Raw genomic sequence first — 21,970 nt, 5'->3', positions numbered from 1 at the left:
GGCAGCCCGACCCGTGCGGCAAAATCTGATGCATGGGGATAGTCGCCGGGCTGGACAGTGCGCCCGATTTCACTCGCATCGTCGTCTGCGACACGGACACCGGAGCCGTGCTCAGGCAGGGGTATGCCCAGCATCCGGTGCAGGGCACCGACGGCGGCGGCCGTCCCTCCGACGTCGATCCGCAGGCCTGGCTGCTGTCACTGGGCGAGGCGGCGGGCGGCGGACTGCTGGAGGGCGTGCAGGCCATCGGGGTGTCCGCGCAGCAGAACGCGCTGGTGCCGCTGGACGCGCAGGGCAACACGGTGCGGCCCGCCATCGTCGGCGGTGACAGGCGGGCCCAGGTCGCGGCCGCCGATCTGGTCGACGCGCTCGGCGGGCGCGAGGCGTGGGCGCAGGCCGTCGGCTGTGTGCCGGGCGCCGCGCAGCCGGTGACCAAGCTGCGCTGGCTGGCGCGGACCGAGCCGGAGAACGCCGCCCGCACGGCCGTACTGCTGCAGGCGCACGACTGGCTGGTGTGGCAGTTGCTGGGCCGGCCGGTGCGGCGGACCACCGACCGGGGCGGCGCCTCCGGCACCGGGTACTGGGCGGCCGCCACCGGCGCGTACCGGCCGGATCTGGTCGAACTGGCCCTCGGCCACCAGGTGATGCTGCCCGAGGTGATCGGCCCGTCGGACGCGGCGGGCACGACGCCCGAGGGGCTGCTGATCTCGGCCGGTACGGGCGAGACGATGGCGGCGGCGTTCGGGCTCGGCATCGGGCTGGGCGACGCGGTGGTGTCGCTGGGCGCGTCCGGGTCCGTGATGGCCGTGCACCCCGAGGCGCTCGTCGACCAGCACGGGATGATCACCTCCCTGGCCGACGCGACCGGCATGCACCTGCCCGTCGTCACCACCCTGAACGCGGTGCGCACCCTGCGCGGGACCGCCGAACTGCTCGGCGTGCCCGATCTGGAGGGTCTGTCCGAGCTGGCGATGAAGTCGACGCCGGGGGCGCACGGGCTGGTGCTGCTGCCGTACCTGGAGGGCGAGCGCACCCCGAACCTGCCGCACACCGCCGGAACGCTGGCGGGGCTCAGGCGCGAGTCGATGAAGCCGGAGCACCTGGCGCGGGCCGCGTTCGAGGGCATGCTGTGCGGGCTCGCGGACGCGCTGGACGTGCTGCGCGGCCGGGGCGTGGAGGTGCGCCGGGTCTTTCTGCTGGGGCCGACGGCGGAACTGCCCGCGGTGCAGGCGGCGGCGCCCTCGCTGTTCGGAGCGCAGGTGGTGGTGCCGGCGCCCGCGGACTACGCGGCGATCGGCGCGGCCCGGCAGGCGGCGTGGGCGCTCGGGGTGTCGCAGGGGACGCTGGATCCGCGGACGCCGCCGGTCTGGCAGGGCGCGGTGGCGCAGGTGCTCGATCCCGGCGAGGAACTGGCGGTGGGGCAGGCGGTGCGGCAGCAGTTCGTGTCGGTGCGCGAGCAGACCCATCCGGGGGCCTTCCGCGTCTGATGGCGGGCAGGCCCCGGGCGGGATTAAATCGCTTGAGGTAACGCGGGTGGAGTGTTCGACGATAGGGGCCACGGGCAACCAACGCCCCCGCCGACCACTCCGAGAGATTCAGCGTGCTCATACGACTCCTGCGGGCCTTTCTCAGGCCCTACCAGAGACCCATCGCCCTGCTGGTCCTGCTGCAGTTCGTGCAGACCTGCGCCACTCTCTACCTGCCCACACTCAACGCTGACATCATCGACCGCGGTGTCGTCGAGGGGGACACCGGCTACATCCTGAGCTACGGCGCCGTGATGATCGGCGTCTCGCTGGCCCAGGTGGTGTGCAACATCGGTGCCGTGTACCACGGCTCGCGGACCGCCTCGGCGCTCGGGCGGGACGTGCGGGCCGCCGTGTTCGACCGGGTGCAGTCGTTCTCCGCCCGCGAGGTGGGCCACTTCGGCGCGCCCTCGCTGATCACCCGTACGACGAACGACGTCCAGCAGGTGCAGATGCTGGTCCTGATGACGTTCACCCTGATGGTGTCGGCGCCCATCATGTGCGTGGGCGGCATCGTGATGGCGCTCGGGCTGGACGTCCCGCTGTCCGGGGTACTGGTCGCGGTGGTGCCGGTGCTGGGCATCTGCGTGACGCTGATCGTACGCGGGCTGCGTCCGCTGTTCCGGACCATGCAGGAGCGGCTGGACACGGTGAACCGGGTGCTGCGCGAGCAGATCACCGGCAACCGCGTCATCCGCGCCTTCGTGCGGGACACGTACGAGCAGCGGCGGTTCCGGCGGTCCAACACCGAACTGACCGACGTGTCGCTGGGCGCGGGCAATCTGCTGGCGCTGATGTTCCCGGTGGTCATGACGGTGGTGAACCTGTCGTCGATCGCGGTGGTGTGGTTCGGCGCGCACCGCATCGACAGCGGCGGGATGCAGATCGGTGACCTGACGGCGTTCCTCGCCTATCTGATGCAGATCGTCATGTCCGTGATGATGGCCACCTTCATGTTCATGATGGTGCCGCGCGCGGAGGTGTGCGCCGAGCGCATCCAGGAGGTGCTGGACACCTCCTCCAGCGTGGTGCCGCCCGTCGCGCCCGTGACCGAGCTGCGCCGGCACGGCCATCTGGAGATCCGGGGCGCGGGCTTCCGCTATCCGGGCGCCGAGGAGCCGGTGCTCAGGGACGTCGACCTGGTGGCGCGGCCCGGCGAGGTCACGGCGGTGATCGGGTCGACCGGCAGCGGCAAGTCCACGCTGCTCGGGCTGGTGCCGCGGCTGTTCGACGCGACCGACGGGGAGGTGCTGGTCGACGGCGTGCCCGTGGCGGACATCGAGCCGGCGCTGCTGGCGAGGACGGTCGGGCTGGTGCCGCAGCGGCCGTACCTGTTCGCGGGGACGGTGGCGACGAACCTGCGCTACGGCAATCCGGACGCCACCGACGAGGAGCTGTGGCACGCGCTGGAGGTGGCGCAGGGCAAGGACTTCGTGGAACGGCTGGAGGGCGGCCTCGACGCGCCGATCGCCCAGGGCGGGACGAACGTCTCCGGCGGTCAGCGCCAGCGCCTGGCGATCGCCCGGACGCTGGTGCAGCGCCCGGAGATCTACCTGTTCGACGACTCCTTCTCCGCGCTCGACTACGCCACCGACGCGGCGCTGCGGGCGGCCCTCGCGCGGGAGACCGCCGAGGCGACCGTGGTGATCGTCGCGCAGCGGGTGGCGACCATCCGGGACGCCGACCGGATCGTGGTGCTGGACGAGGGCCGGGTCGTCGGCACCGGACGGCACCACGAACTCATGGCGGACAACGACACCTATCGGGAGATCGTGCTCTCCCAGCTGACGGAAGCGGAGGCGGCCTGATGGCGGGGCCAGGAGGCCGGATGATGGCCGGGGGCGGCCCCGACCAGCGGTCGATCGACTTCAAGGGGTCCAGCAAACGGCTGCTCGCCCAGTTCAGACCCGAACGCCTCACCCTCTACGGGCTGTTGGCGTGCGTCGTGCTGAGCGTGGCGCTCAGCGTGATCGGGCCGAAGATCCTCGGCCACGCCACCGACCTGGTCTTCGCGGGCATCGTCGGCCGGGAGATGCCTCAGGGCGCGAGCAAGGAGCAGGTGCTCGACGCGATGCGGGAGCGGGGCGACGGCGATGTCGCCGACATGCTCCGCGGCACCGACTTCACGCCCGGCGAGGGCATCGACTTCACCGCCGTCGGCAACGTCCTGCTGTTCGCGCTGGCGGTGTTCGTGGTCGCCGGCCTGCTGATGGCGGTGGCGACCCGGCTGGTGAACCGGGTCGTGAACCTCACCGTGTTCCGGATGCGCGAGGACGTGCAGAAGAAGCTGTCGCGGCTGCCTCTGTCGTACTTCGACCGGCGGCAGCGCGGTGAGGTGCTGAGCCGTGCGACCAACGACATCGACAACATCGGGCAGACGCTCCAGCAGTCGATGGGCCAGCTGATCAACTCGCTGCTCACCATCATCGGTGTGCTGGCGATGATGTTCTACGTGTCCTGGATCCTCGCGCTGGTCGCGCTGGTGACGGTGCCTCTGTCGTTCGTCGTCGCCACGCGGGTCGGCAAGCGGTCGCAGCCGCACTTCGTGCAGCAGTGGCGCACCACCGGCACGCTCAACGCGCACATCGAGGAGATGTACACCGGGCACACGCTGGTCAAGGTGTTCGGGCGGCAGGAGGAGTCGGCGGCGAAGTTCGCCGAGGAGAACGAGGCGCTGTACGAGGCCGGGTTCAAGGCGCAGTTCAACAGCGGCATCATGCAGCCGCTGATGTTCTTCGTGTCGAACATCAACTACGTGCTGGTGGCGGTCGTCGGCGGTCTGCGGGTCGCGTCGGGGTCGCTGTCCATCGGTGACGTGCAGGCGTTCATCCAGTACTCGCGGCAGTTCTCCATGCCGCTGACGCAGGTCGCGTCGATGGCGAACCTGGTGCAGTCCGGCGTCGCCTCCGCCGAGCGGGTCTTCGAACTGCTGGACGCCGAGGAGCAGCAGGCCGACCCGGAGCCGGCCGAGCGGCCGGAGCGGCTGCGCGGGCGGGTGGAGCTGGAGCGGGTGTCGTTCCGCTACGCCCCCGACAAGCCGCTGATCGAGGACCTGTCGCTGACGGTCGAGCCGGGCCGGACGGTGGCCGTCGTCGGCCCGACCGGCGCCGGCAAGACGACGCTGGTGAACCTGCTGATGCGGTTCTACGAGGTGTCCGGCGGGCGCATCACCCTCGACGGGGTGGACATCGCGCGCATGTCGCGGGACGACCTGCGGGCCGGGATCGGCATGGTGCTCCAGGACACCTGGCTGTTCGGCGGCACCATCGCGGAGAACATCGCGTACGGGGCGGCCCGCGAGGTCACCCGGGAGGAGATCGAGCAGGCGGCGCGGGCGGCCCACGCGGACCGGTTCGTGCGGACGCTGCCCGACGGGTACGACACGGTGATCGACGACGAGGGCAGCGGGGTCAGCGCCGGTGAGAAGCAGCTGATCACGATCGCGCGGGCGTTCCTGTCCGATCCGGTGATCCTGGTGCTGGACGAGGCGACGAGTTCCGTGGACACGCGGACGGAGGTGCTGATCCAGAAGGCGATGGCGCGGCTGGCGCACGGGCGTACGTCGTTCGTGATCGCGCACCGGCTGTCGACGATCCGGGACGCGGACACGATCCTCGTGATGGAGAACGGGGCCATCGTGGAGCAGGGCGCGCACGAGAAGCTGCTGGCGGCGGACGGGCCGTACGCCCGCCTGTACAAGGCGCAGTTCGCCCAGGCGGTCGCGGAGGTCGACTAGCTCGCTTCGCCCCCGCCGCCCTCTCCCGCCCGGCCCGGGGCTCCGCCCGGGACCGGGGAGGGGCGGCGGGGGCGAGGACTTCAGTCCAGGTATCCGCGCAGTTGGTCCGCGAAGGCGTGGTCGCGGAGCTTGTTGAGGGTCTTGGACTCGATCTGCCGTATGCGTTCGCGGGTCACGCCGAAGATGCGGCCGATCTCCTCCAGGGTGCGGGGCCGCCCGTCCACCAGCCCGTAGCGCAGCTGCACGACCTTCCGCTCCCGCTCCCCCAGCGTCGACAGCACCGCCTCCAGGTGCTCCCGCAGCAGCAGGAACGCCGCCGACTCGACGGGACTCGCCGCGTCGCCGTCCTCGATGAGGTCACCGAGGGCCACGTCGTCCTCCTCGCCCACGGGGGCGTGCAGGGAGACCGGTTCCTGGGCGAGCCGCAGGACCTCGCCGACCCGCTCGGGCGGCAGGTCCAGGTGGGCGGCGACCTCGGCCGGCGTCGGCTCGTAGCCGCGTTCCTGGAGCATGCGCCGCTGGACGCGGACGACGCGGTTGATGAGTTCCACCACGTGGACGGGGACCCGGATGGTGCGGGCCTGGTCGGCCAGCGCGCGGGACATGGCCTGACGGATCCACCAGGTGGCGTAGGTGGAGAACTTGTAGCCGCGGGCGTAGTCGAACTTCTCGACCGCCCGGATCAGACCGAGGTTGCCCTCCTGGACCAGGTCGAGCATGGTCAGGCCGCGGCCGACGTACCGCTTGGCGACGGAGACGACGAGCCGCAGGTTCGCCTCGATCAGCCGGCGTTTGGCCATCCGGCCCATGACGACGAGACGGTCCAGGTCGTGGGCGAGGCGGTTGTCCAGGTCGGGGGTGAGGCGCAGCTTCTCCTCGGCGAACAGGCCGGCCTCGACACGGCGGGCGAGTTCGACCTCCTCGGCGGCGGTCAGCAGCGGAATGCGGCCGATCTCGCGCAGGTACTGGCGGAACAGGTCCGAGGTGGGGCCGCCGGTCTCGGGGCGGACGGGCGCGGCGACCGGCTCCGCGGACAGGGCCGGCGCGTCGGCCGGCTCCAGCGCCTCGGCGGGGCATTCGGCCGGCTCGGGCGGCGTCTCGGGGTGGTGCGCGGCGCGGCTCTGCGCGGGCACCGCGGGGAGAACACCGGCGTCGGGCTGGGTGAGGGTCTGGGTCTGCACGGGGGCGACCTCCAGGATGATCGCTGCCATGGAGGGCGGCAGCGGTACTTCGGGGGCGGAGTCGGCGGCCTCGCCGCAGTCCGTCCCGTACGCGATGAGCGGAACCGCGGATGTCCGGGACCCGTCGGTGACGGATCGGCCGCGCTCCGAGGACTCAGGCACCGCCACCCAGTGTGGGGTACGACACATCGTCCCCACGAGGGGCGTGCGATGACTTTTTGCGTCCGGTCCGTGACGGCCTGGTGATGCCCGCCGCTACAGCGCCGCGGCGCCGTGCTCCCGCAGGGCCTGGTCGTACTGCTGGAGGACCCACAGTTCGTTCTGCACGGCGGCCAGTTCGGACGGGTCGCCGTGGGCGCCGAGGCGGGTGAGGCGGCTGGTGATGTCGCGGATGCGGCGCTCGACGGCGCGGCGGCGGACGGTGACCAGCTGGGCGCCGGCGTAGGTCTCGTCGACCTCCTTCACGCCCCGGTGCAGCATGATCGCCTCGACGGCGAGTTCGGTGACCATGGCGCGGACGGTGTCGTCGGGGGCGGCCTCGCGAACCCGGATCAGGTACTCCTGCGGGTCCGTCGTGCCGTACTCGGCGCCGCCGGCGTCCTGGATCGCCTGGCGCACGGCGGCGTAGGGCGGGGCGGTGAACTCGTCGACGCCGTACGCGTCGAAGGCCGGTGAGACCAACTCGGGGCGCTGGAGGGCGAGTTTGAGCAGTTCGCGTTCGGTGGCGAAGACGGGGTTGCGGAGGTTGAGGGCGGGGCCGCGCGGGGCGGTTCCCGCGGGCGCGGCGGCGTACTGCTGCGGGCCGCCGCCGCGCTGCTGCCGGTCCGGGGCGGGGCCCTTGCCGCCGCGGTCGCGGGCCCAGCGGGCGAGCTGGGCGACCCGCTTGACGACGAACTGGGTGTCGAGGATGCCGAGCATGCCGGCGAGTTCGACGGCGACCTCGTGCTGGGCGCCGCTGTTCTTGATGCGGGCGACGATCGGCGCGGCCTCGTCCAGGGCGGCGGCGCGGCCGGCCGGGGTGTCCAGGTCGTAACGGCGCACGATCTGGCGCAGCGCGAACTCGAAGAGCGGGGTGCGGGGTTCGACCAGGTCGGCGACGGCCTCGTCGCCCTTGGCCAGGCGCAGGTCGCAGGGGTCCATGCCGTCGGGGGCGATGGCGATGTAGGTCTCGGCGGCGAACTTCTGGTCGTCCTCGAAGGCGCGCAGGGCCGCCTTCTGGCCGGCCGCGTCGCCGTCGAAGGTGAAGATCACGCGGGCGCTGCCGTTGTCCATGAGGAGCCGGCGCAGGATCTTGATGTGGTCGCCGCCGAAGGCGGTGCCGCAGGTGGCGATGGCGGTCGTCACACCGGCGAGGTGGCAGGCCATGACGTCGGTGTAGCCCTCGACGACGACCGCGCGGGAGGACTTGGCGATGTCCTTCTTGGCCAGGTCGATGCCGTAGAGGACCTGGGACTTGCGGTAGATCGCGGTGTCGGGGGTGTTGAGGTACTTGGGGCCGTTGTCGGCCTCGTACAGCTTGCGGGCGCCGAAGCCGACGACGTCTCCGCCGATGTCGCGGATGGGCCACATCAGCCGGCCGCGGAAGCGGTCGATGGGGCCGCGGCGGCCCTCCTGGGCGAGCCCGGAGAGGATCAGTTCCTTGTCGCTGAAGCCCTTGCCGCGCAGGAACCGGGTGAGGTGGTCCCAGCCCTGCGGGCTGTAGCCGACGCCGAAGTGGACGGCGGCGGCCTGGTCGAAGCCGCGCTCGGCGAGGAAGACCCGGCCGGTCTCGGCCTCGGCGGAGGTCGCGAGCTGTTCCGCGTACCACTCGGCGGCGATCTTGTGGGCCTCGACCAGGCGGATGCGTTCGCCGCGCTGGTGGGTGGGGTTGTACCCGCCCTCCTCGTAGCGCAGGGTGATGCCGGCCTGTCCGGCGAGGCGCTCGACCGCCTCCGAGAAGGAGAGGTGGTCGATCTTCATCACGAACGTGATGGTGTCGCCGCCCTCCTGGCAGCCGAAGCAGTGGAAGAGTCCCTTGCTCGGGCTGACCTGGAAGGACGGCGACTTCTCGTCGTGGAACGGGCAGAGGCCCTTGAGGTTGCCGCCGCCCGCGTTCCGCAGCTGGAGGTACTCGGACACCACGGCGTCGATCGGGACCGCGTCCCGTACCGCCTTCACGTCCTCGTCGTTGATCCGTCCTGCCACACGTGGATTCTACGGGGGCCGGGCGGCATCCCCGGGCGGTACCGCGGGGCGCGACCGGTCACGGCGCTCCCCCGGCCCGCCCGCTGCGACCCGACCCGGCGGCCGCCTACGCGGCCAGGCTCTCCAACGGCACGTGCGGGTCCGCCAGCGCCTCGGTGTCCACCGGCGCACCGGAGCGGATCAGCCGCTGGATCGGGTCGGTGACATCCCACACATTCACGTTCATCCCCGCGAGCACGCGCCCGTCCTTCACCCAGAACGCGACGAACTCGCGCCGGCCCGCGTCGCCGCGGATCACCACCTGGTCGTAGGAGCCCGGCGGTGCCCAGCCGGAGTACTCCATGCCCAGGTCGTACTGGTCGGTGAAGAAGTAGGGGACGCGGTCGTAGACCTCGTCCCGGCCGAGCATCGCGCGGGCGGCCGCCGGACCGCCGTTGAGGGCGTTGGCCCAGTGCTCGACGCGCAGCCGGGTGCCGAACAGGGTGTGCGGGAAGGACGCGACGTCGCCGGCCGCGTGGATGTCGGGGTCGGAGGTGCGCAGCCGTTCGTCGACGAGGACGCCGCCGCCGTCCGCGCGGTCGGCGAGCTCCAGGCCGGCCGCCTCGGCGAGGGAGGTGCGCGGGGCCGCGCCGATCGCCGCGAGGACGGCGTGCGCCGGGTGCTCCTCGCCGTCGTCGGTGCGGGCGGCGAGGACCATGCCGTCCTGGCCGGTGATCTCGGTGAGGGTGGCGCCGAAGTGGAAGCGGACGCCGTTCTCACGGTGCAGTTCGGCGAAGAGCTGGCCGAGTTCGAGGCCGAGGACGGAATGCAGCGGGCCCTGCCCCCGGTGCACGACGGTGACCTCCGCGCCGTACTGGCGGGCCGCCGCCGCGACCTCCAGGCCGATCCAGCCGGCGCCCGCGATCACCAGGTGGCCGTTGTCGCGGCCGAGGGCGGCCAGGACGCCCTTGAGGCGTTCGGCGTGGGCGATGCGGCGCAGGTGGTGCACGCCGGCCAGATCGGTGCCCGGGATGTCGAGGCGGCGGGGCTCCGCGCCGGTGGCGAGCAGCAGCTTGTCGTAGCGGACGGTGGTGCCGTCCTCGCCGAAGCGCACGGTCTTCGCGGCGCGGTCGATGCCGGCGACGGTCTGGCCGAGGTGCAGTTCGACGTCGTGGCGCGCGTACCAGGCGGGTTCGTGCACGAAGACGCTCTCGCGTTCGTCCTTGCCGAGGAGGTAGCCCTTGGACAGGGGCGGACGCTCGTAGGGGCGGTCGCGTTCGTCGCAGATCAGTATCACGCGGCCGGTGAAGCCCTCCGTTCGCAGCGTCTCGGCTGCCTTCGCGCCGGCCAGGCCGCCTCCGACGATGACGAAAGTCTGATCCGCGTCGACCACGTGATGCCTCCTTTTAACGGTGCCGCCACCTGCGAGCGTCCCGCACCGGCGGGGCTGCGGGAAGGGGGAGTGACCCGATCAGGCCAGCCGGGTCACGTCCGGCCGGTGAGACGGGCGTGCAGGGAGCGGGCCGAGGCGTCGGTGAGCGACGCGATCTGGTCGACGACGACGCGCTTGCGGGCCCGGTCGTCGGCGGCCCGGGAGAACAGGGTGCGGAACTGCGGGTCGAGTCCTTCGGGGGCGCGGGCGGTGAGGGCCTCGGCGAGTTCCGTGACGACGATCCGCTGGTCGGCGCGGAGCCGCTCCTGCTCGGCGCGCTGCATGACGTACCGGTCGGCGACGGCCTTGAGGACGGCGCACTCCATGCGGGTGCTGCGCGGGACGACCAGCTCCGCCCCGTACCTGGTGAGCCGCCCGCCCCCGTGGGCCTGCCGGGTGGCGCCCTCGGCGGCGAGGCAGAAACGGCCGATGAGCTGGCTGGTGGCGTCCTTGAGGCGGGCCTGGGCGACGGCGGTGCCGTCGTAGCCGTGCGGCCACCACTCCTGGGCGAGGAGGCGGTCGAGGGCCTCGGCGAGTTCCGCGTGGTCGGTGCCGGCGGGCACGTAGCGGCCGACGGCGACGGCGAAGACCTCCTGCCGTTCGGGCTCGGCGTGCAGGCAGTTGGGGTCGATGTGGCCGGCGTGCAGGCCGTCCTCCACGTCGTGCACCGAGTAGGCCACGTCGTCGGCCCAGTCCATGACCTGCGCCTCGAAACAGGTGCGGGTGCCGGGCGCGTCCTTGCGGACCCAGTCGAAGACGGGACGGTCGTCGTCGTAGACGCCGAACTTCACGGAGGCGGGGTCGGTGGGGTGGGCGCCGCGCGGCCAGGGGTACTTGGTGGCGGCGTCCAGGGCGGCGCGGGTGAGGTTGAGGCCGACGGAGCCCTCCGGGGTGAACCGCTTGGGTTCGATGCGGGTGAGCAGGCGCAGCGACTGGGCGTTGCCCTCGAAGCCGCCGCAGTCCTCGGCGAACTCGTTCAGCGCCTGTTCGCCGTTGTGCCCGAACGGCGGGTGCCCGAGGTCGTGGGAGAGGCAGGCGGCCTCCACGAGGTCGGGGTCGCAGCCGAGCGCGGCGCCGAGTTCCCGGCCGACCTGCGCGCATTCGAGGGAGTGGGTGAGGCGGGTGCGGGGGGTGGCGTCCCAGACGGGGTGGGACCCGCCCGGCGTGACCACCTGGGTCTTGCCGGCCAGGCGGCGCAGGGCCGCGGAGTGCAGCACGCGCGCGCGGTCGCGCTGGAAGGCGGTGCGGCCGGGCCGTTTGTCCGGTTCGGCGGCCCAGCGTTCGACGGCCGAGGGGTCGTAGCCGGCGGGCGGGACGTGGTTCTCGTACGGCGCGGGCGACGCGGGTGTGTCGGATGTGATGCCTTCCATGCACCGACAGTAGACGCCGCCGCGGGTGCGCGGGACGCCGGCGGCCGTTTCACGCCGGTGCGAGGGCCGCCGGTGCGGTGGTCGTCGCCGGGGTGCGCAGGGCCTGGTCGTAGCGGTGCAGGAGGAGGCGGGCCAGGGCCGGGTGGGTGCCGAGCGGCGCGGACACGGTGCCGGGCGCCGCCGCCGCGCATTCCGTGGCGAACCGGCCGGGCGCGGTGAAGCAGGAGGCGACGGCCACGCGGTGCCGGCCCCGGGCGGCGAGCGCGCGCACGGCGTCGGGCACGGTGGGCGCGGCGGCGGAGGCGTAGGCGGGGACGACGGGCACGCCGAGCCGTGCGGCGAGCCGGTCGGCGGTGCGGACGATGTCGGCGCGCGCGTCGGGGTCGCGGGATCCGGCGGCGGCCAGGACGACGCCGCTCGCTCGGCGCGCCGCCGCGTCGGCCGGGGTGCGCCAGCCGGCCTCGGTGAGCCGGGCGTGCAGGGCGTCCACGAGCAGCGGGTGCGGTCCGAGCGGGGCGGCGACCCGCGTGTGCAGCCGGGCGCCGGCGGCCAGCTCGGGGATGTCCCGCTTGACGTGGTGGCCCCGGCCGAACAGCAGCGGCACCAGGACGGCGGCCCGGGTGCCGTGCGCGTCCAGCCCGGCGAGGGTGTCGGGCAGCAGGGGCGCGTTCAGCTCGATGTGCCCGAGGTGCACGGGCAGGCCGGGCCGCACCGCGCGGACACGGTCCAGGAGCTGCCGTACGGTGCGCAGCGCGCGCGGGTCGCGGCTGCCGTGGGCCACGACGACGAGCGCGGGAGGCGGTGCGGCCGCGCGGTTCTCGGGATACGGGTACGTCGTCATGCTGACGATCGTGACGGCGGGACGTTGCCTCGCCGTTGCGCGGGTGTCACGGGGGTTTTCCGGCGGTTCACCGCGCGGAGCGCGGCCGGTGTGAGGGCGTACGGGCCGCGGGTGCGCGGGCGGGTGAAGCCGGTCACAGGGCGTCGGGCGAACCGGGCGGGGCGGCGGGGCGTCCTGGAGGTGGAGGACCGACCGGGGAGGGTTACCGTCCGATGCGCCGTTTCAGGCTTCGCCGACCTGCTCTGCCGCGCACCCGTACGGGGCGGCGGCGGCTGGTGCGGGCGGTGGTGGCGGGGTGCGTGCTGGCGCTGCTGCCGGCGACCTGGCTGCGGCTGACGACGGACGACCGGCTGCGCACCACCGCCGACGTGCCGCGCACCGACGTCGCCGTGGTGTTCGGCGCGGGCCTGTGGGACGGGGAGCCGTCGCCGTACCTCGCGCACCGGCTGGACGCGGCGGCCGAGCTGTACCGGGCGGGCCGGATCCAGGTGGTGCTGGTCACCGGCGACAACAGCCGCGAGGACTACGACGAGCCGGACGCGATGCGCGCCTACCTCACCCGGCACGGCGTCCCGGACACGCGGATCGTCAGCGACTACGCGGGCTTCGACACCTGGGACTCCTGCGTCCGCGCGAAGCGGATCTTCGGCGTGGACCGTGCGGTGCTGATCAGCCAGGGCTTCCACATCCGCCGGGCGGTGGCCCTGTGCCGGGCGGCGGGGGTCTCCTCGTACGGCGTGGGCGTCGCCGACCGGCACGACGCCACCTGGTACTACGGCGGTGTCCGGGAGCTCTTCGCGGCGGGCAAGGCGGCCCTGGACGCGACGTTCCGCCCGGACCCGCGCTTCCTCGGTCCCCGGGAGCCGGGCGTCGAGCGGGCGCTGGCGGACGCGTCCGCGGGCGCCGACGGATGACACGCCTGCCCTCACCGCGGGCCGCGCGGGGCGGGGGGGTCGCCGTACCGGGCGTGTAACAGGGGTCGGCCTGCCGTGTAACACCGGCGGCGCAGGCTGGGCCGCATGCAGAACACCGTGACGCCCACGCACTGCCCCTACTGCGCCCTGCAGTGCGGGATGAATCTGACGCCCGCCGCGGACGGGACCGTCGGGGTGAGCGAGCGCGCGGACTTCCCGGTGAACCGGGGCGCGCTGTGCGGGAAGGGGCGTACGGCGCCGGCCGTGCTGTCGGCGGCCGTCCGGCTGACCTCGCCGCTGGTGCGGTCCGCGGACGGCACGCTGGTGCCGGCGTCCTGGACGGAGGCGCTGGACCGGGTCGCCGACGGGCTGGCGCGGACGCGGGACGCCCACGGGGCGGACGCGGTCGGGGTGTTCGGCGGGGGCGGACTGACCAACGAGAAGGCGTACGCGCTCGGGAAGTTCGCGCGGGTGGTGCTGGGCACCTCCCAGATCGACTACAACGGGCGTTTCTGCATGTCGTCGGCGGCAGCGGCGGGCGGCAGGGCGTTCGGTCTCGACCGGGGGCTGCCGTTCCCGCTGGAGGACGTTCCGCGGACCGGCTGCGTGATCCTCGTCGGGTCGAACCCGGCCGAGACCATGCCGCCCGCACTGCGCTACTTCACCGAACTGAAGGAGAACGGCGGCACGCTGATCGTCGTCGACCCGCGCCGCACCAGGACCGCCGAGCAGGCCGACCTGCATCTGGCACCGCGCCCGGGCACCGACCTGGCGCTCGCGCTGGGCCTGCTGCACCTGGTCGTCGCCGAGGGCCGCACCGACGAGGAGTACATCCGGGAGCGCACCACCGGCTGGGAGGAGACCCGGGCGGCGGCGATGGCGCACTGGCCGGAGCACGTGGAGCGGATCACGGGGGTGTCCGTTCCGCAACTCCGGGAGGCGGTACGGCTGTTCTGTGCGCCGGAGGCCGCGATGGTGCTGACCGCGCGCGGGCCCGAGCAGCAGGCGAAGGGCACCGACACGGTGGGCGCGTGGATCAACCTGTGCCTGGCGACGGGCCGGGCGGGCCGGCCGCTGTCCGGGTACGGGTGCCTGACCGGGCAGGGCAACGGGCAGGGCGGGCGGGAGCACGGCCAGAAGGCGGACCAGCTGCCCGGGTACCGCAAGCTGACCGACCCGGCGGCCCGCGCGCACGTGGCCGGAGTGTGGGGCGTGGACCCCGACAGCCTGCCCGGGCCGGGGCGCAGCGCGTACGAGTTGCTGGACGCGCTCGGGACGGACATCCGCTCGCTGCTGCTGATGGGCTCCAACCCGGTGGTGTCGGCGCCGCGCGCCGCGCACGTCGAGGAACGCATCCGCGCGCTGGACTTCCTGGCGGTGTGCGACGTGGTGCTGTCGGAGACGGCCGCGCTCGCCGATGTCGTCCTGCCGGTGACGCAATGGGCGGAGGAGACGGGCACCACCACCAACCTGGAGGGGCGGGTGCTGCTGCGGCGGCGTGCGGTCCGCCCGCCGGACGGTGTGCGCAGCGACCTGGAGGTGCTGCACGAGCTGGCGGCGCGGCTCGGCCGCGGGACGGTGGCGGAGAAGGGGTTCCCGACCGATCCGGAGGAGGTCTTCGAGGAACTGCGCCGGGCCAGCGCGGGCGGCCCCGCCGACTACTCCGGGATCACCTACCGCCGACTGGCCGAGGAGAACGGCGTGTTCTGGCCGTGCCCGGCACCGCAGGCGGCGGAGGGCGCGGACGGGGCCGGCGTCCACCCCGGCACCCCTCGGCTCTTCCTCGACCGGTTCGCCACCGAGGACGGGCGGGCCCGGTTCGCGCCCGTGGCGCACCGTCCGATCGCCGAGGAACCCGACGAGGAGTACCCCGTGCTGCTGACCACCGGACGGGTCGTCGCGCAGTACCAGTCCGGCGCCCAGACCCGGCGCGTCGACGAGCTGAACGCCGCCGCTCCGGGCCCGTTCGTGGAGCTGCACCCGCGGCTCGCCCAGCGGCTCGGCGTGGCCGACGGCGACCCGGTGGCGGTGGTGTCGCGGCGGGGCCGGGCGGTGGCGCCGGGACGGATCACCACCGCGATCCGCCCCGACACGGTGTTCATGCCGTTCCACTGGCCCGGTGAAGGCCGCGCCAACACCCTCACCAACCCGGCCCTCGACCCGACGTCCCGCATGCCGGAGTTCAAGGCGTGCGCGGTGCGGGTGGAGGCGGTGCGGCCGTAGAGTCTGTCGTTTGGATCATGTCGGTTTCGCGGGGCGTGGCACGCACATCTGCTGCGTTGTCGTCGGTTGTCGACGCTCCGCGTCGCCGCCCTCCTCCGCCTTGCAGCTGCACGCACCACGCCCCGCTCGGGTGGGCTGAGAAGCGCTGCGTCTCCCAGCCGACCTGATCCAAACGACAGACCCTAGGGGCAGGGCTCGGGCCCTGTGGCCGGCAGGACGTGCGGCCGACGACGTGCGGAACGTGCGGCGTGCGGTCGGCAGGACGTGGTGGCCTGTGGCCGGCAGGGTGTGGGGCCTGCCGGCCGGTGGGGGCCGGTCAGGCCACGCCGACCGCGGTCCAGGCCGCCGCGACCGCGGCGTGCTCGGTGCCGCCCTCGCCGTAGAGGTCCGCGGCCGCCTTCAGGGTCGCCGTGCGGGCGGCCGCGTAGTCGGTCGAGGAGGTCATGTAGACCGTCAGCGCGCGGTACCAGATCGCGCCCAGCTTGTCGCGGCCGATGCCGGTGACCGTGGAGCCGTCGCAGGTGGGCGAGGAGTGGGCGACGCCGTTCACGGTCTTCGCGCCGCTGCCCTCGGCGAGCAGGTACGCGAAGTGGTTGGCGACGCCCGAGGAGTAGTGGACGTCGAGGTCCTTGACCGTGGTGTCCCAGCAGTCCGCGGACTTGCCGTCCTTGGACGGCTCGTCCATGTACCGCAGCGCGTCCCGGCCGAAGCCGTCCCGGACGATCTCCTCACCGATCAGCCAGTCCCCGGCGTCCTGCGCGTTGGCCGCGTGGAACTCCACCAGCGTGCCGAAGATGTCAGAGGTGGCCTCGTTCAGGCCGCCGGACTCGCCCGAGTAGGTCAGGGCCGCCGTCTTGGACGTCACGCCGTGCGTCATCTCGTGCCCGGCCACGTCCAGCGACACCAGCGGGCCCATCTGGGTGCCGTCGCCGTCGCCGTACGTCATGCAGAAGCAACGGTCGTCCCAGAACGCGTTGTTGTAGTTGTTGCCGTAGTGCACGCGGTTGTACGAGCCCTTGCCGTCGCCCGCGATGCCGCGGCGGCCGTGCACGTCCTCGTAGTAGTCCCAGGTGACGTCGGTGCCGTACTGCGCGTCCACCGCGACCGTGGCGCGGTCGGCGGTGTCGCCGCTGCCCCAGTGGTTGTCGGCGTCGGTGAAGGGGGTGGCCGGGGCGCGGTCGAGGCAGACGACCAGGACGCACCGGTCGGTGCTGTTGCCCGCGTCGCCGGTGTAGGTGCCGCCGCGCGTGGGGTCCTTCAGCTCGAATCCGGAGGCGGTCGGCGTGGTCTCCAGCGGGACGGTGCCGCCGTAGAGGGACCTGCCGTCGCCGGTGGCGCTCTCCAGGCTGTCCCAGGAATCGATGGCGGCGCCGGTGTGCGCGTCGGTGAGCAGGGTGCGGGCGACCGGGTTGCCGGCGGAGTCCTGGGCGACCGCGTCGGTGCGCCAGGCCAGCTTCGGGGCGCCGTGCAGGGCGTCGACGACCAACTGGGGTTTCGAGGTGAGGCTCTTGAGGGTCTCGCCGAGGTGGGCGGCGCGCAGGGCGTTCGCCGCGAGGTCGGCGGCCTCGGGCGCGGTGAGCGCCGGGGTGACGGTGGGCAGGTCGAGGGCGGCGCGGGTCGCCCGCGAGGCGGCGCGGTAGCTGCCGTCCGGGGCCAGGTGGAGCACGAAGTCGCCGCCGAGGACCGGGAGTTCGCGGTAGGTGCGGTCGTAGCGGACGTGCTGGGTGCCGTCCGGATCGACGACGACGTCGCGGACCTTCGTCCCCTGGGCCGCGGTGAGACCCAGCGCCCCGGCACGGTCGGCGAGGACCGCGGCGGCGTGGGCGACGGCGGTGGCGCGGGTGGGACGGTCGGCCGCACCGGCGGTGGTGGGGGAGAGTGCGGCGGCCAGCAGGGCTGCGCTGGTGACGGTCACGCCGGCGGTGACGAGACGGGAACCTCGGACATGCCGTATCCGGCTCAAGCGGTCTCCTAGAACGGGCGCCCCGGCATGGGTGGGGGGAGGGGCGGCGACGGGGATGTTGACCGCGATTCAAGTAGCGCGCGAATGTCATGTCCATAGCGCGGATGTGGGGGTGTGTGAGGGGTGAGAATCGTTCCTGCAAGGCTCCGGTGGCACTTCGGTGCAGAGGGGCTCAACCGACCGTCCGCGCAGGTGAAACGAGTGACGCTGCCCTTCTTCGTCTACGGCACCCTCCGCCCCGGCGGGACCAACCACGACCGCTTCCTGCGCGGCCGCACCCTGCGCGAGGAACCCGGCCGGCTCGCGGGCGCGGTGCTGTACGAAGGGCCCGGCTATCCGTACGCCGTCGAGGAGGAGGGCGGTGCGGTGGAGGGCTCGGTGGGCGGCTCGGTGGGCGGCTCGGTGGGCGGCTCGGTGGGCGGCTCGGTGGGCGGCGAGCTGGTGACCGCGCGGCCGGAGGCGTACGCGGACCTGCTCGCCGCGCTGGACCGGCTGGAGGAGTACGTACCGGGTGATCCGCGCAACCTGTACGAGCGGGTGGCGCGGGACGTCGTGCGGGACGCGGACGGGACGGTGGTGCGGGCGTGGGTGTACCTCGCCGCACCCGCCGTCGCCGCACGACTGCGGGCACGAGGGGTGCGGATCGAGGACGGGATCTGGCCCGTACGACGCTGACCGGGGACGCCGACCCGGACCCCGCACCCCCGGGCCCGCAGTGCCGGGCGAGCACCTCCGGGCCCCGCACCCCGGGGCACCGGCCCGCGCCCCGCACCCCGAGCCCTGCACCCCCGGTCCCTCGCACCCTCCGCCGCCAACCGCCGTACTGCACGTCCACACCCCGCACCCCGCGCCGTTCTGGCCGACGCCCCCCGTGCCCCGCACTCCCGGGCCCACGCACCCTCCGCCGCCAACCGCCGTACTGCGCGCCCGCACCCCGCACCCCCGGGCCCTCGCAACCCCTCACCGTCAACCGCCGTCTGCGCGCCCGCACCCCGCGCCGTTCTGGTCGACGTCCCCCGCGCGCCGCGCCGTCGCGGTCAGTTGCCCCCGCCCCCGCAGCTCGGCGGTCAGCCGCCGTACGGCCTGCGCCGGCGGGCCTCGCGGAGTGCCGTCGCCCACCACACCAGCTGGTCCAGCATCGTCTTCGCCGCCGCGTCCGGTCCCGCCGGATCCTTCAGGCGGCCCTCGTCGTCGAAGGCCGCGCCCGCGTTGTGGAAGGAGACGGTGTCGCGGACGGTGACGGCATGCAGTTCGGCGAAGACCTGGCGCAGGTGCTCGGCCGCGCGCAGCCCGCCGGCGAGTCCGCCGTAGGTGACCAGCGCGACCGGCTTGGCCTGCCACTCGCCGAAGTGCCAGTCGATGAGGTTCTTCAGGCCCGCCGGGAAGGAGTGGTTGTACTCCGGGGTCAGCACGACGAACGCGTCCGCCCGGTCCAGTTTCGGGGTGACGTCGGCCAGTGCCGCGGTGGCCCGGTCGGTCGGCTCCATGGTGGTGGGCAGGTCGAGATCGGCGACGTCCACGACGTCGACGGTGAGGCCGTCGCGGCCGCGGACGCGGTCGAGCAGCCAGCGGGCCACGACGGGCCCGAAGCGGCCGTGCCGGTTGCTGCCGACGACGACGGTGACATGGAGGGCATCGGTTGCGGTCTTCATGCGGCACAGCCTGATACCTCGACTTTGATTGAGGTCAAGTCGTGTCCGGCCGGCCCCGGTCACTCACCCGTTCACCGCCGCGCCGCCCCTCCTTCGGACACTTTCCCCGGCCGGACCCACGGGGCGCCGGTGACCTGCTGGAACGCGCCGCGCACCGGGTGCGGCCCCGGCCGTCTGACACCCGTTCAGCCCCTGCCCTGACGACCATTCAGGAAGCGGTACCGGGCCGGGGGCACTTACCTCGGAGGGGCAGGGACGCGTCCGACGGCGGCACATGGGGGTGCCGCGGGCCGTGGCCCCTTCGTGAGCTCGAGGGAGCATCGATGCGACGTACCGCCCGGCTGCTGACCGGCATGACCGGCACCGCGCTCGCCGTGGCCACCGCGGGGCTGCTCGCCGCGCCCGTCCACGCCGCGGACGTCAGGGCCCCCGCCGGTCCTGCGCACGGCACGTCGGCCGGGAGCCTGGAGGTGTACCCGTCCTCGGTCGCGCCGGGCGCGCAGGTCACCGCGACCACCTCGGCGTGCGCCGACGGGAAGGCGGCGGCCGGTGACGCCTCCGCCGTCGGCGCCGGACGGTTCACGCTGGCGCCGGACGCGCACGGGGACGGCCTGACCGGCCGGTTCGAGGTGCCGCCGGGCGCGCAGCCGGGGACGTACGAGATCGTCGCGACGTGCGCCGGGAGCGGCCGGCGGGTCGCCGGTGACCTGGAGGTCAGCCTGACGCCCGGGACGCAGCAGGTGTATCCCCGGGGCAGTGTGAAGACGGGGGTCGGAGGCGCGCTGGGCCCCGACCCCGTGCAGACCGCGGCCGGGGTGACGGCGCTCGCCGTCGCCGCCGCGGGCGGTACATGGCTCCTGCATCGCCGGGCGAGAGGCGACGGGATGTGACGGGCACCCTCCGCTGCCCGTCCCGCCGGTACCGCAACTCCCCTCCCCCTCCGGGTCCGACGCCCCTCGCGGCCCGGAGGGGGCACGGGGCCGATCGAGGTGAGGTCAGTTGGCCGTGCGCCGCAGGTTCCGCCGGACCGGGGGTCCGGGCAACGCAGCGATAGCCGCCGTCACCGTGTGCGCGCTGTGCTCCGGGCTGTGGCTGCTGCGCGACGGCACCGGGGAGGCCGCCCCGCCGCAGCCCTCCGCCGCCCAGGCGCACACCGCGGCCGGCGGCCGCGGCGCGGCCCGGTCCGCCGCTCCCGCCCTGCCGCCGTCCCCGCCCGCGCGCGTGCGCATCCCCGCGATCGGCGTGGACGCGCCGCTGACCGGGCTCGGTCTGACGGGCACCGGGAGCCTGGAGGTCCCGCCCGCCGACCGGAAGAACCTCGCCGGCTGGTACGAGGCCGGCACCACGCCCGGTGAGACCGGCACCGCGATCGTCGCGGGCCACGTCGACAACGCCGACGGCCCGGCCGTCTTCTACTCGCTCGGCGCGCTGCGCAAGGGCAGCACCGTCGAGGTGGACCGGCGCGACGGCGGCGTGGCCGTGTTCACGGTGCACGCCGTCGAGGTGTACGACGCCGACGACTTCCCCGACGCGAGGGTCTACGGCGCGGCGGACCGCCCGGAGCTGCGGGTCATCACCTGCGGCGGCGGCTGGTCACGGACGACCGGCTACCAGGGGAACGTCGTCGTCTACGCGCACCTGACCGGCGCGCGCGGCGCCTGAGCCGGGCCGGCGGCCGGGACGTCGGAGGAGGGGCGCGCGCCATGAGGGCGGTGTCGACGGGACACGGCCCGGCGCCGGACGGCCTCTTCCGCACGCCGGACCGCGGGTTTCCGCTTCCGGCACGAAGGCGGGCTCGCCGCCTCGGCAGGTTCCGTGCGGGGCAGGATGTACCGCAACCACCGCGGCCGGGTCCCCGCGTCCGTATGTCATGCGCACGTCATAACTGGCCGCTCCCAGCCCCCCACCAGGAGGACCATGTCCAGGCACTCCCGCACCCCACGCAAGGTCACCGGCGCCGTCGCCGTCGCCTCGGCCGCCGCCGTCGCACTGGGCGGCCTGCTGGCCGGTGGCCCGGCGACCGCCGCGCCCCGGGCACAGACCGTCGCCCAGGACGCCGGCCGGCAGCAGCACGCCGTCACCGCCGCGTACCCGTCCGTCACCCGGGCCGAAGTGCTGCGCCGCGCGGCGAAGTGGCTCACGGCGAACAACGGCGGGCCGGTGCCGTACAGCCAGAGCAAGGTGTGGTCCGACGGCTACCGGCAGGACTGCTCGGGCTACGTCTCCATGACGCTCGGCCTGTGGAAGCCGGGCCCCAACACCGTCGGGCTGGCGGGCGACCGGAGCCTGACCACTCCGATCCGCCTGGGCAGCCTGAAGCCCGGCGACCTGCTGATCGACGCCTCCGGCAGCAACACCACCCGTCACGTCGTCATCTTCGAGAAGTGGACGGACTCCTCGCGCACCTCCTACTGGGCCTACGAGCAGCGCGGCACCTACGGCACCACGCACCGCAAGCTGAGCTACGGCCTGAACGCGGGCAGCGAGTACAAGCCGTACCGGCCGGTGAACATCTCCGACGGCAGCACCCCGGCTCCGCCGCCGCCGTCCACCGGCAGCTGGCCCACCCTCGCCAAGGGCCGGACCGGTACGGACGTCAGGACCGCCCAGTACCTGCTCGCCGGCCGCGGCTACCGGCTCGCCGCGGACGGTGTCTTCGGATCCGACACCGACGCCAAGGTCAGGGCCTTCCAGAAGGCCAGGGGCCTCGCCGTGGACGGCGTCATCGGACCCAAGACCTGGTCCGCCCTGGTCCGTACCGTCAAGAAGGGCTCCTCGGGTCCCGCGGTGCGCGCCGCCCAGATCCAGCTCAACGCCCACGGCAGGAACCTCGTCGTCGACGGCGTGTTCGGGACGGCCACCGACGCCGCGACCCGCAGCCACCAGCGGTCCCGGCAGCTCGCCGTGGACGGGATCATCGGGCCCGTCACCTGGCGGTCCCTGGTCGGCGGCTGACCCGGCAGCCGCCC

The 21,970-nt window shown here is 73.7% G+C and carries 16 protein-coding genes; 9 read left to right on the top strand and 7 right to left on the bottom strand.

Going from position 1 to position 21,970, the window contains the following annotated elements:
* Nucleotides 1-32: 32 nt before the first annotated feature.
* The 3 genes from FGW31_RS23680 to FGW31_RS23670 all read left to right on the top strand — a co-directional run bounded on the left by FGW31_RS23680 (nt 33) and on the right by FGW31_RS23670 (nt 5,262).
* Nucleotides 33-1,487, top strand: a complete 1,455-nt coding sequence (locus FGW31_RS23680; protein ID WP_142195512.1) for an FGGY family carbohydrate kinase — start codon at nt 33-35, stop codon at nt 1,485-1,487.
* 113 nt (nt 1,488-1,600) lie between these two features.
* Nucleotides 1,601-3,334 carry an ABC transporter ATP-binding protein gene (locus FGW31_RS23675; RefSeq protein WP_142195511.1) on the top strand — a complete coding sequence of 578 codons (1,734 nt, stop codon included), beginning with the start codon at nt 1,601-1,603 and terminating at the stop codon, nt 3,332-3,334.
* Entirely contained in the window at nt 3,334-5,262 is a 1,929-nt protein-coding gene (locus tag FGW31_RS23670; RefSeq protein WP_142195510.1) for an ABC transporter ATP-binding protein, read from the top strand. Before FGW31_RS23675 ends, FGW31_RS23670 begins: the two co-directional genes overlap by 1 nt.
* Nucleotides 5,263-5,342: 80 nt before the next feature.
* Here FGW31_RS23670 and FGW31_RS23665 read toward each other — a convergent pair whose 3' ends face one another.
* The 5 genes from FGW31_RS23665 to FGW31_RS23645 all read right to left on the bottom strand — a co-directional run bounded on the left by FGW31_RS23665 (nt 5,343) and on the right by FGW31_RS23645 (nt 12,249).
* On the bottom strand, nt 5,343-6,605 hold the full coding sequence (locus FGW31_RS23665) for an RNA polymerase sigma factor (RefSeq protein WP_142195509.1): 1,263 nt from the start codon (nt 6,603-6,605) through the stop codon (nt 5,343-5,345).
* A 93-nt stretch (nt 6,606-6,698) separates the two neighbouring features.
* Nucleotides 6,699-8,627 (bottom strand): DNA primase, encoded by a 1,929-nt coding sequence (gene dnaG / locus FGW31_RS23660; RefSeq protein ID WP_142195508.1) that lies wholly within the window; start codon nt 8,625-8,627, stop codon nt 6,699-6,701.
* Nucleotides 8,628-8,733: 106 nt separating this feature from the next.
* Nucleotides 8,734-9,999, bottom strand: coding sequence for an NAD(P)/FAD-dependent oxidoreductase (locus tag FGW31_RS23655; RefSeq protein WP_142195507.1), 1,266 nt, complete (start codon nt 9,997-9,999; stop codon nt 8,734-8,736).
* Nucleotides 10,000-10,091: 92 nt separating this feature from the next.
* Nucleotides 10,092-11,408, bottom strand: coding sequence for a deoxyguanosinetriphosphate triphosphohydrolase (locus FGW31_RS23650; RefSeq protein WP_142195506.1), 1,317 nt, complete (start codon nt 11,406-11,408; stop codon nt 10,092-10,094).
* 49 nt (nt 11,409-11,457) lie between these two features.
* Nucleotides 11,458-12,249: a sirohydrochlorin chelatase gene (locus FGW31_RS23645; protein WP_142195505.1), complete on the bottom strand. Its 792-nt coding sequence runs from the start codon at nt 12,247-12,249 to the stop codon at nt 11,458-11,460.
* Nucleotides 12,250-12,461: 212 nt separating this feature from the next.
* On the opposite strand from FGW31_RS23645, the gene FGW31_RS23640 reads away from it, so the two are divergent.
* Together FGW31_RS23640 and FGW31_RS23635 are read left to right on the top strand one after the other, a co-directional pair.
* Entirely contained in the window at nt 12,462-13,163 is a 702-nt protein-coding gene (locus tag FGW31_RS23640) for a SanA/YdcF family protein (RefSeq protein WP_142195504.1), read from the top strand.
* A 105-nt stretch (nt 13,164-13,268) separates the two neighbouring features.
* On the top strand, nt 13,269-15,386 hold the full coding sequence (locus FGW31_RS23635) for a molybdopterin oxidoreductase family protein (protein ID WP_142195503.1): 2,118 nt from the start codon (nt 13,269-13,271) through the stop codon (nt 15,384-15,386).
* Between the two features lie 316 nt (nt 15,387-15,702).
* Here FGW31_RS23635 and FGW31_RS23625 read toward each other — a convergent pair whose 3' ends face one another.
* Nucleotides 15,703-17,349, bottom strand: a complete 1,647-nt coding sequence (locus FGW31_RS23625) for a M4 family metallopeptidase (protein ID WP_142195502.1) — start codon at nt 17,347-17,349, stop codon at nt 15,703-15,705.
* Between the two features lie 201 nt (nt 17,350-17,550).
* On the opposite strand from FGW31_RS23625, the gene FGW31_RS23620 reads away from it, so the two are divergent.
* Nucleotides 17,551-18,024, top strand: coding sequence for a gamma-glutamylcyclotransferase family protein (locus tag FGW31_RS23620; protein WP_142195501.1), 474 nt, complete (start codon nt 17,551-17,553; stop codon nt 18,022-18,024).
* A 392-nt stretch (nt 18,025-18,416) separates the two neighbouring features.
* Here the strand turns inward: FGW31_RS23620 and FGW31_RS23615 are convergent, their stop codons facing one another.
* Nucleotides 18,417-19,001 carry an NADPH-dependent FMN reductase gene (locus tag FGW31_RS23615; protein ID WP_142195500.1) on the bottom strand — a complete coding sequence of 195 codons (585 nt, stop codon included), beginning with the start codon at nt 18,999-19,001 and terminating at the stop codon, nt 18,417-18,419.
* A 323-nt stretch (nt 19,002-19,324) separates the two neighbouring features.
* On the opposite strand from FGW31_RS23615, the gene FGW31_RS23610 reads away from it, so the two are divergent.
* The 3 genes from FGW31_RS23610 (at nt 19,325) to FGW31_RS23600 (ending at nt 21,956) form a co-directional block, all read left to right on the top strand.
* On the top strand, nt 19,325-19,891 hold the full coding sequence (locus FGW31_RS23610; protein ID WP_142195499.1) for a hypothetical protein: 567 nt from the start codon (nt 19,325-19,327) through the stop codon (nt 19,889-19,891).
* A gap of 115 nt (nt 19,892-20,006) precedes the next feature.
* Nucleotides 20,007-20,663 (top strand): class F sortase, encoded by a 657-nt coding sequence (locus FGW31_RS23605; RefSeq protein WP_142195498.1) that lies wholly within the window; start codon nt 20,007-20,009, stop codon nt 20,661-20,663.
* 255 nt (nt 20,664-20,918) lie between these two features.
* On the top strand, nt 20,919-21,956 hold the full coding sequence (locus FGW31_RS23600) for a C40 family peptidase (RefSeq protein ID WP_142195497.1): 1,038 nt from the start codon (nt 20,919-20,921) through the stop codon (nt 21,954-21,956).
* Nucleotides 21,957-21,970: the final 14 nt, after the last annotated feature.

This window comes from Streptomyces calvus, assembly GCF_006782915.1.
Classification (GTDB): domain Bacteria; phylum Actinomycetota; class Actinomycetes; order Streptomycetales; family Streptomycetaceae; genus Streptomyces; species Streptomyces calvus.
Note: the sequence above shows the minus strand (reverse complement) of the source record. Positions and strands in the feature narration are given on the sequence as shown.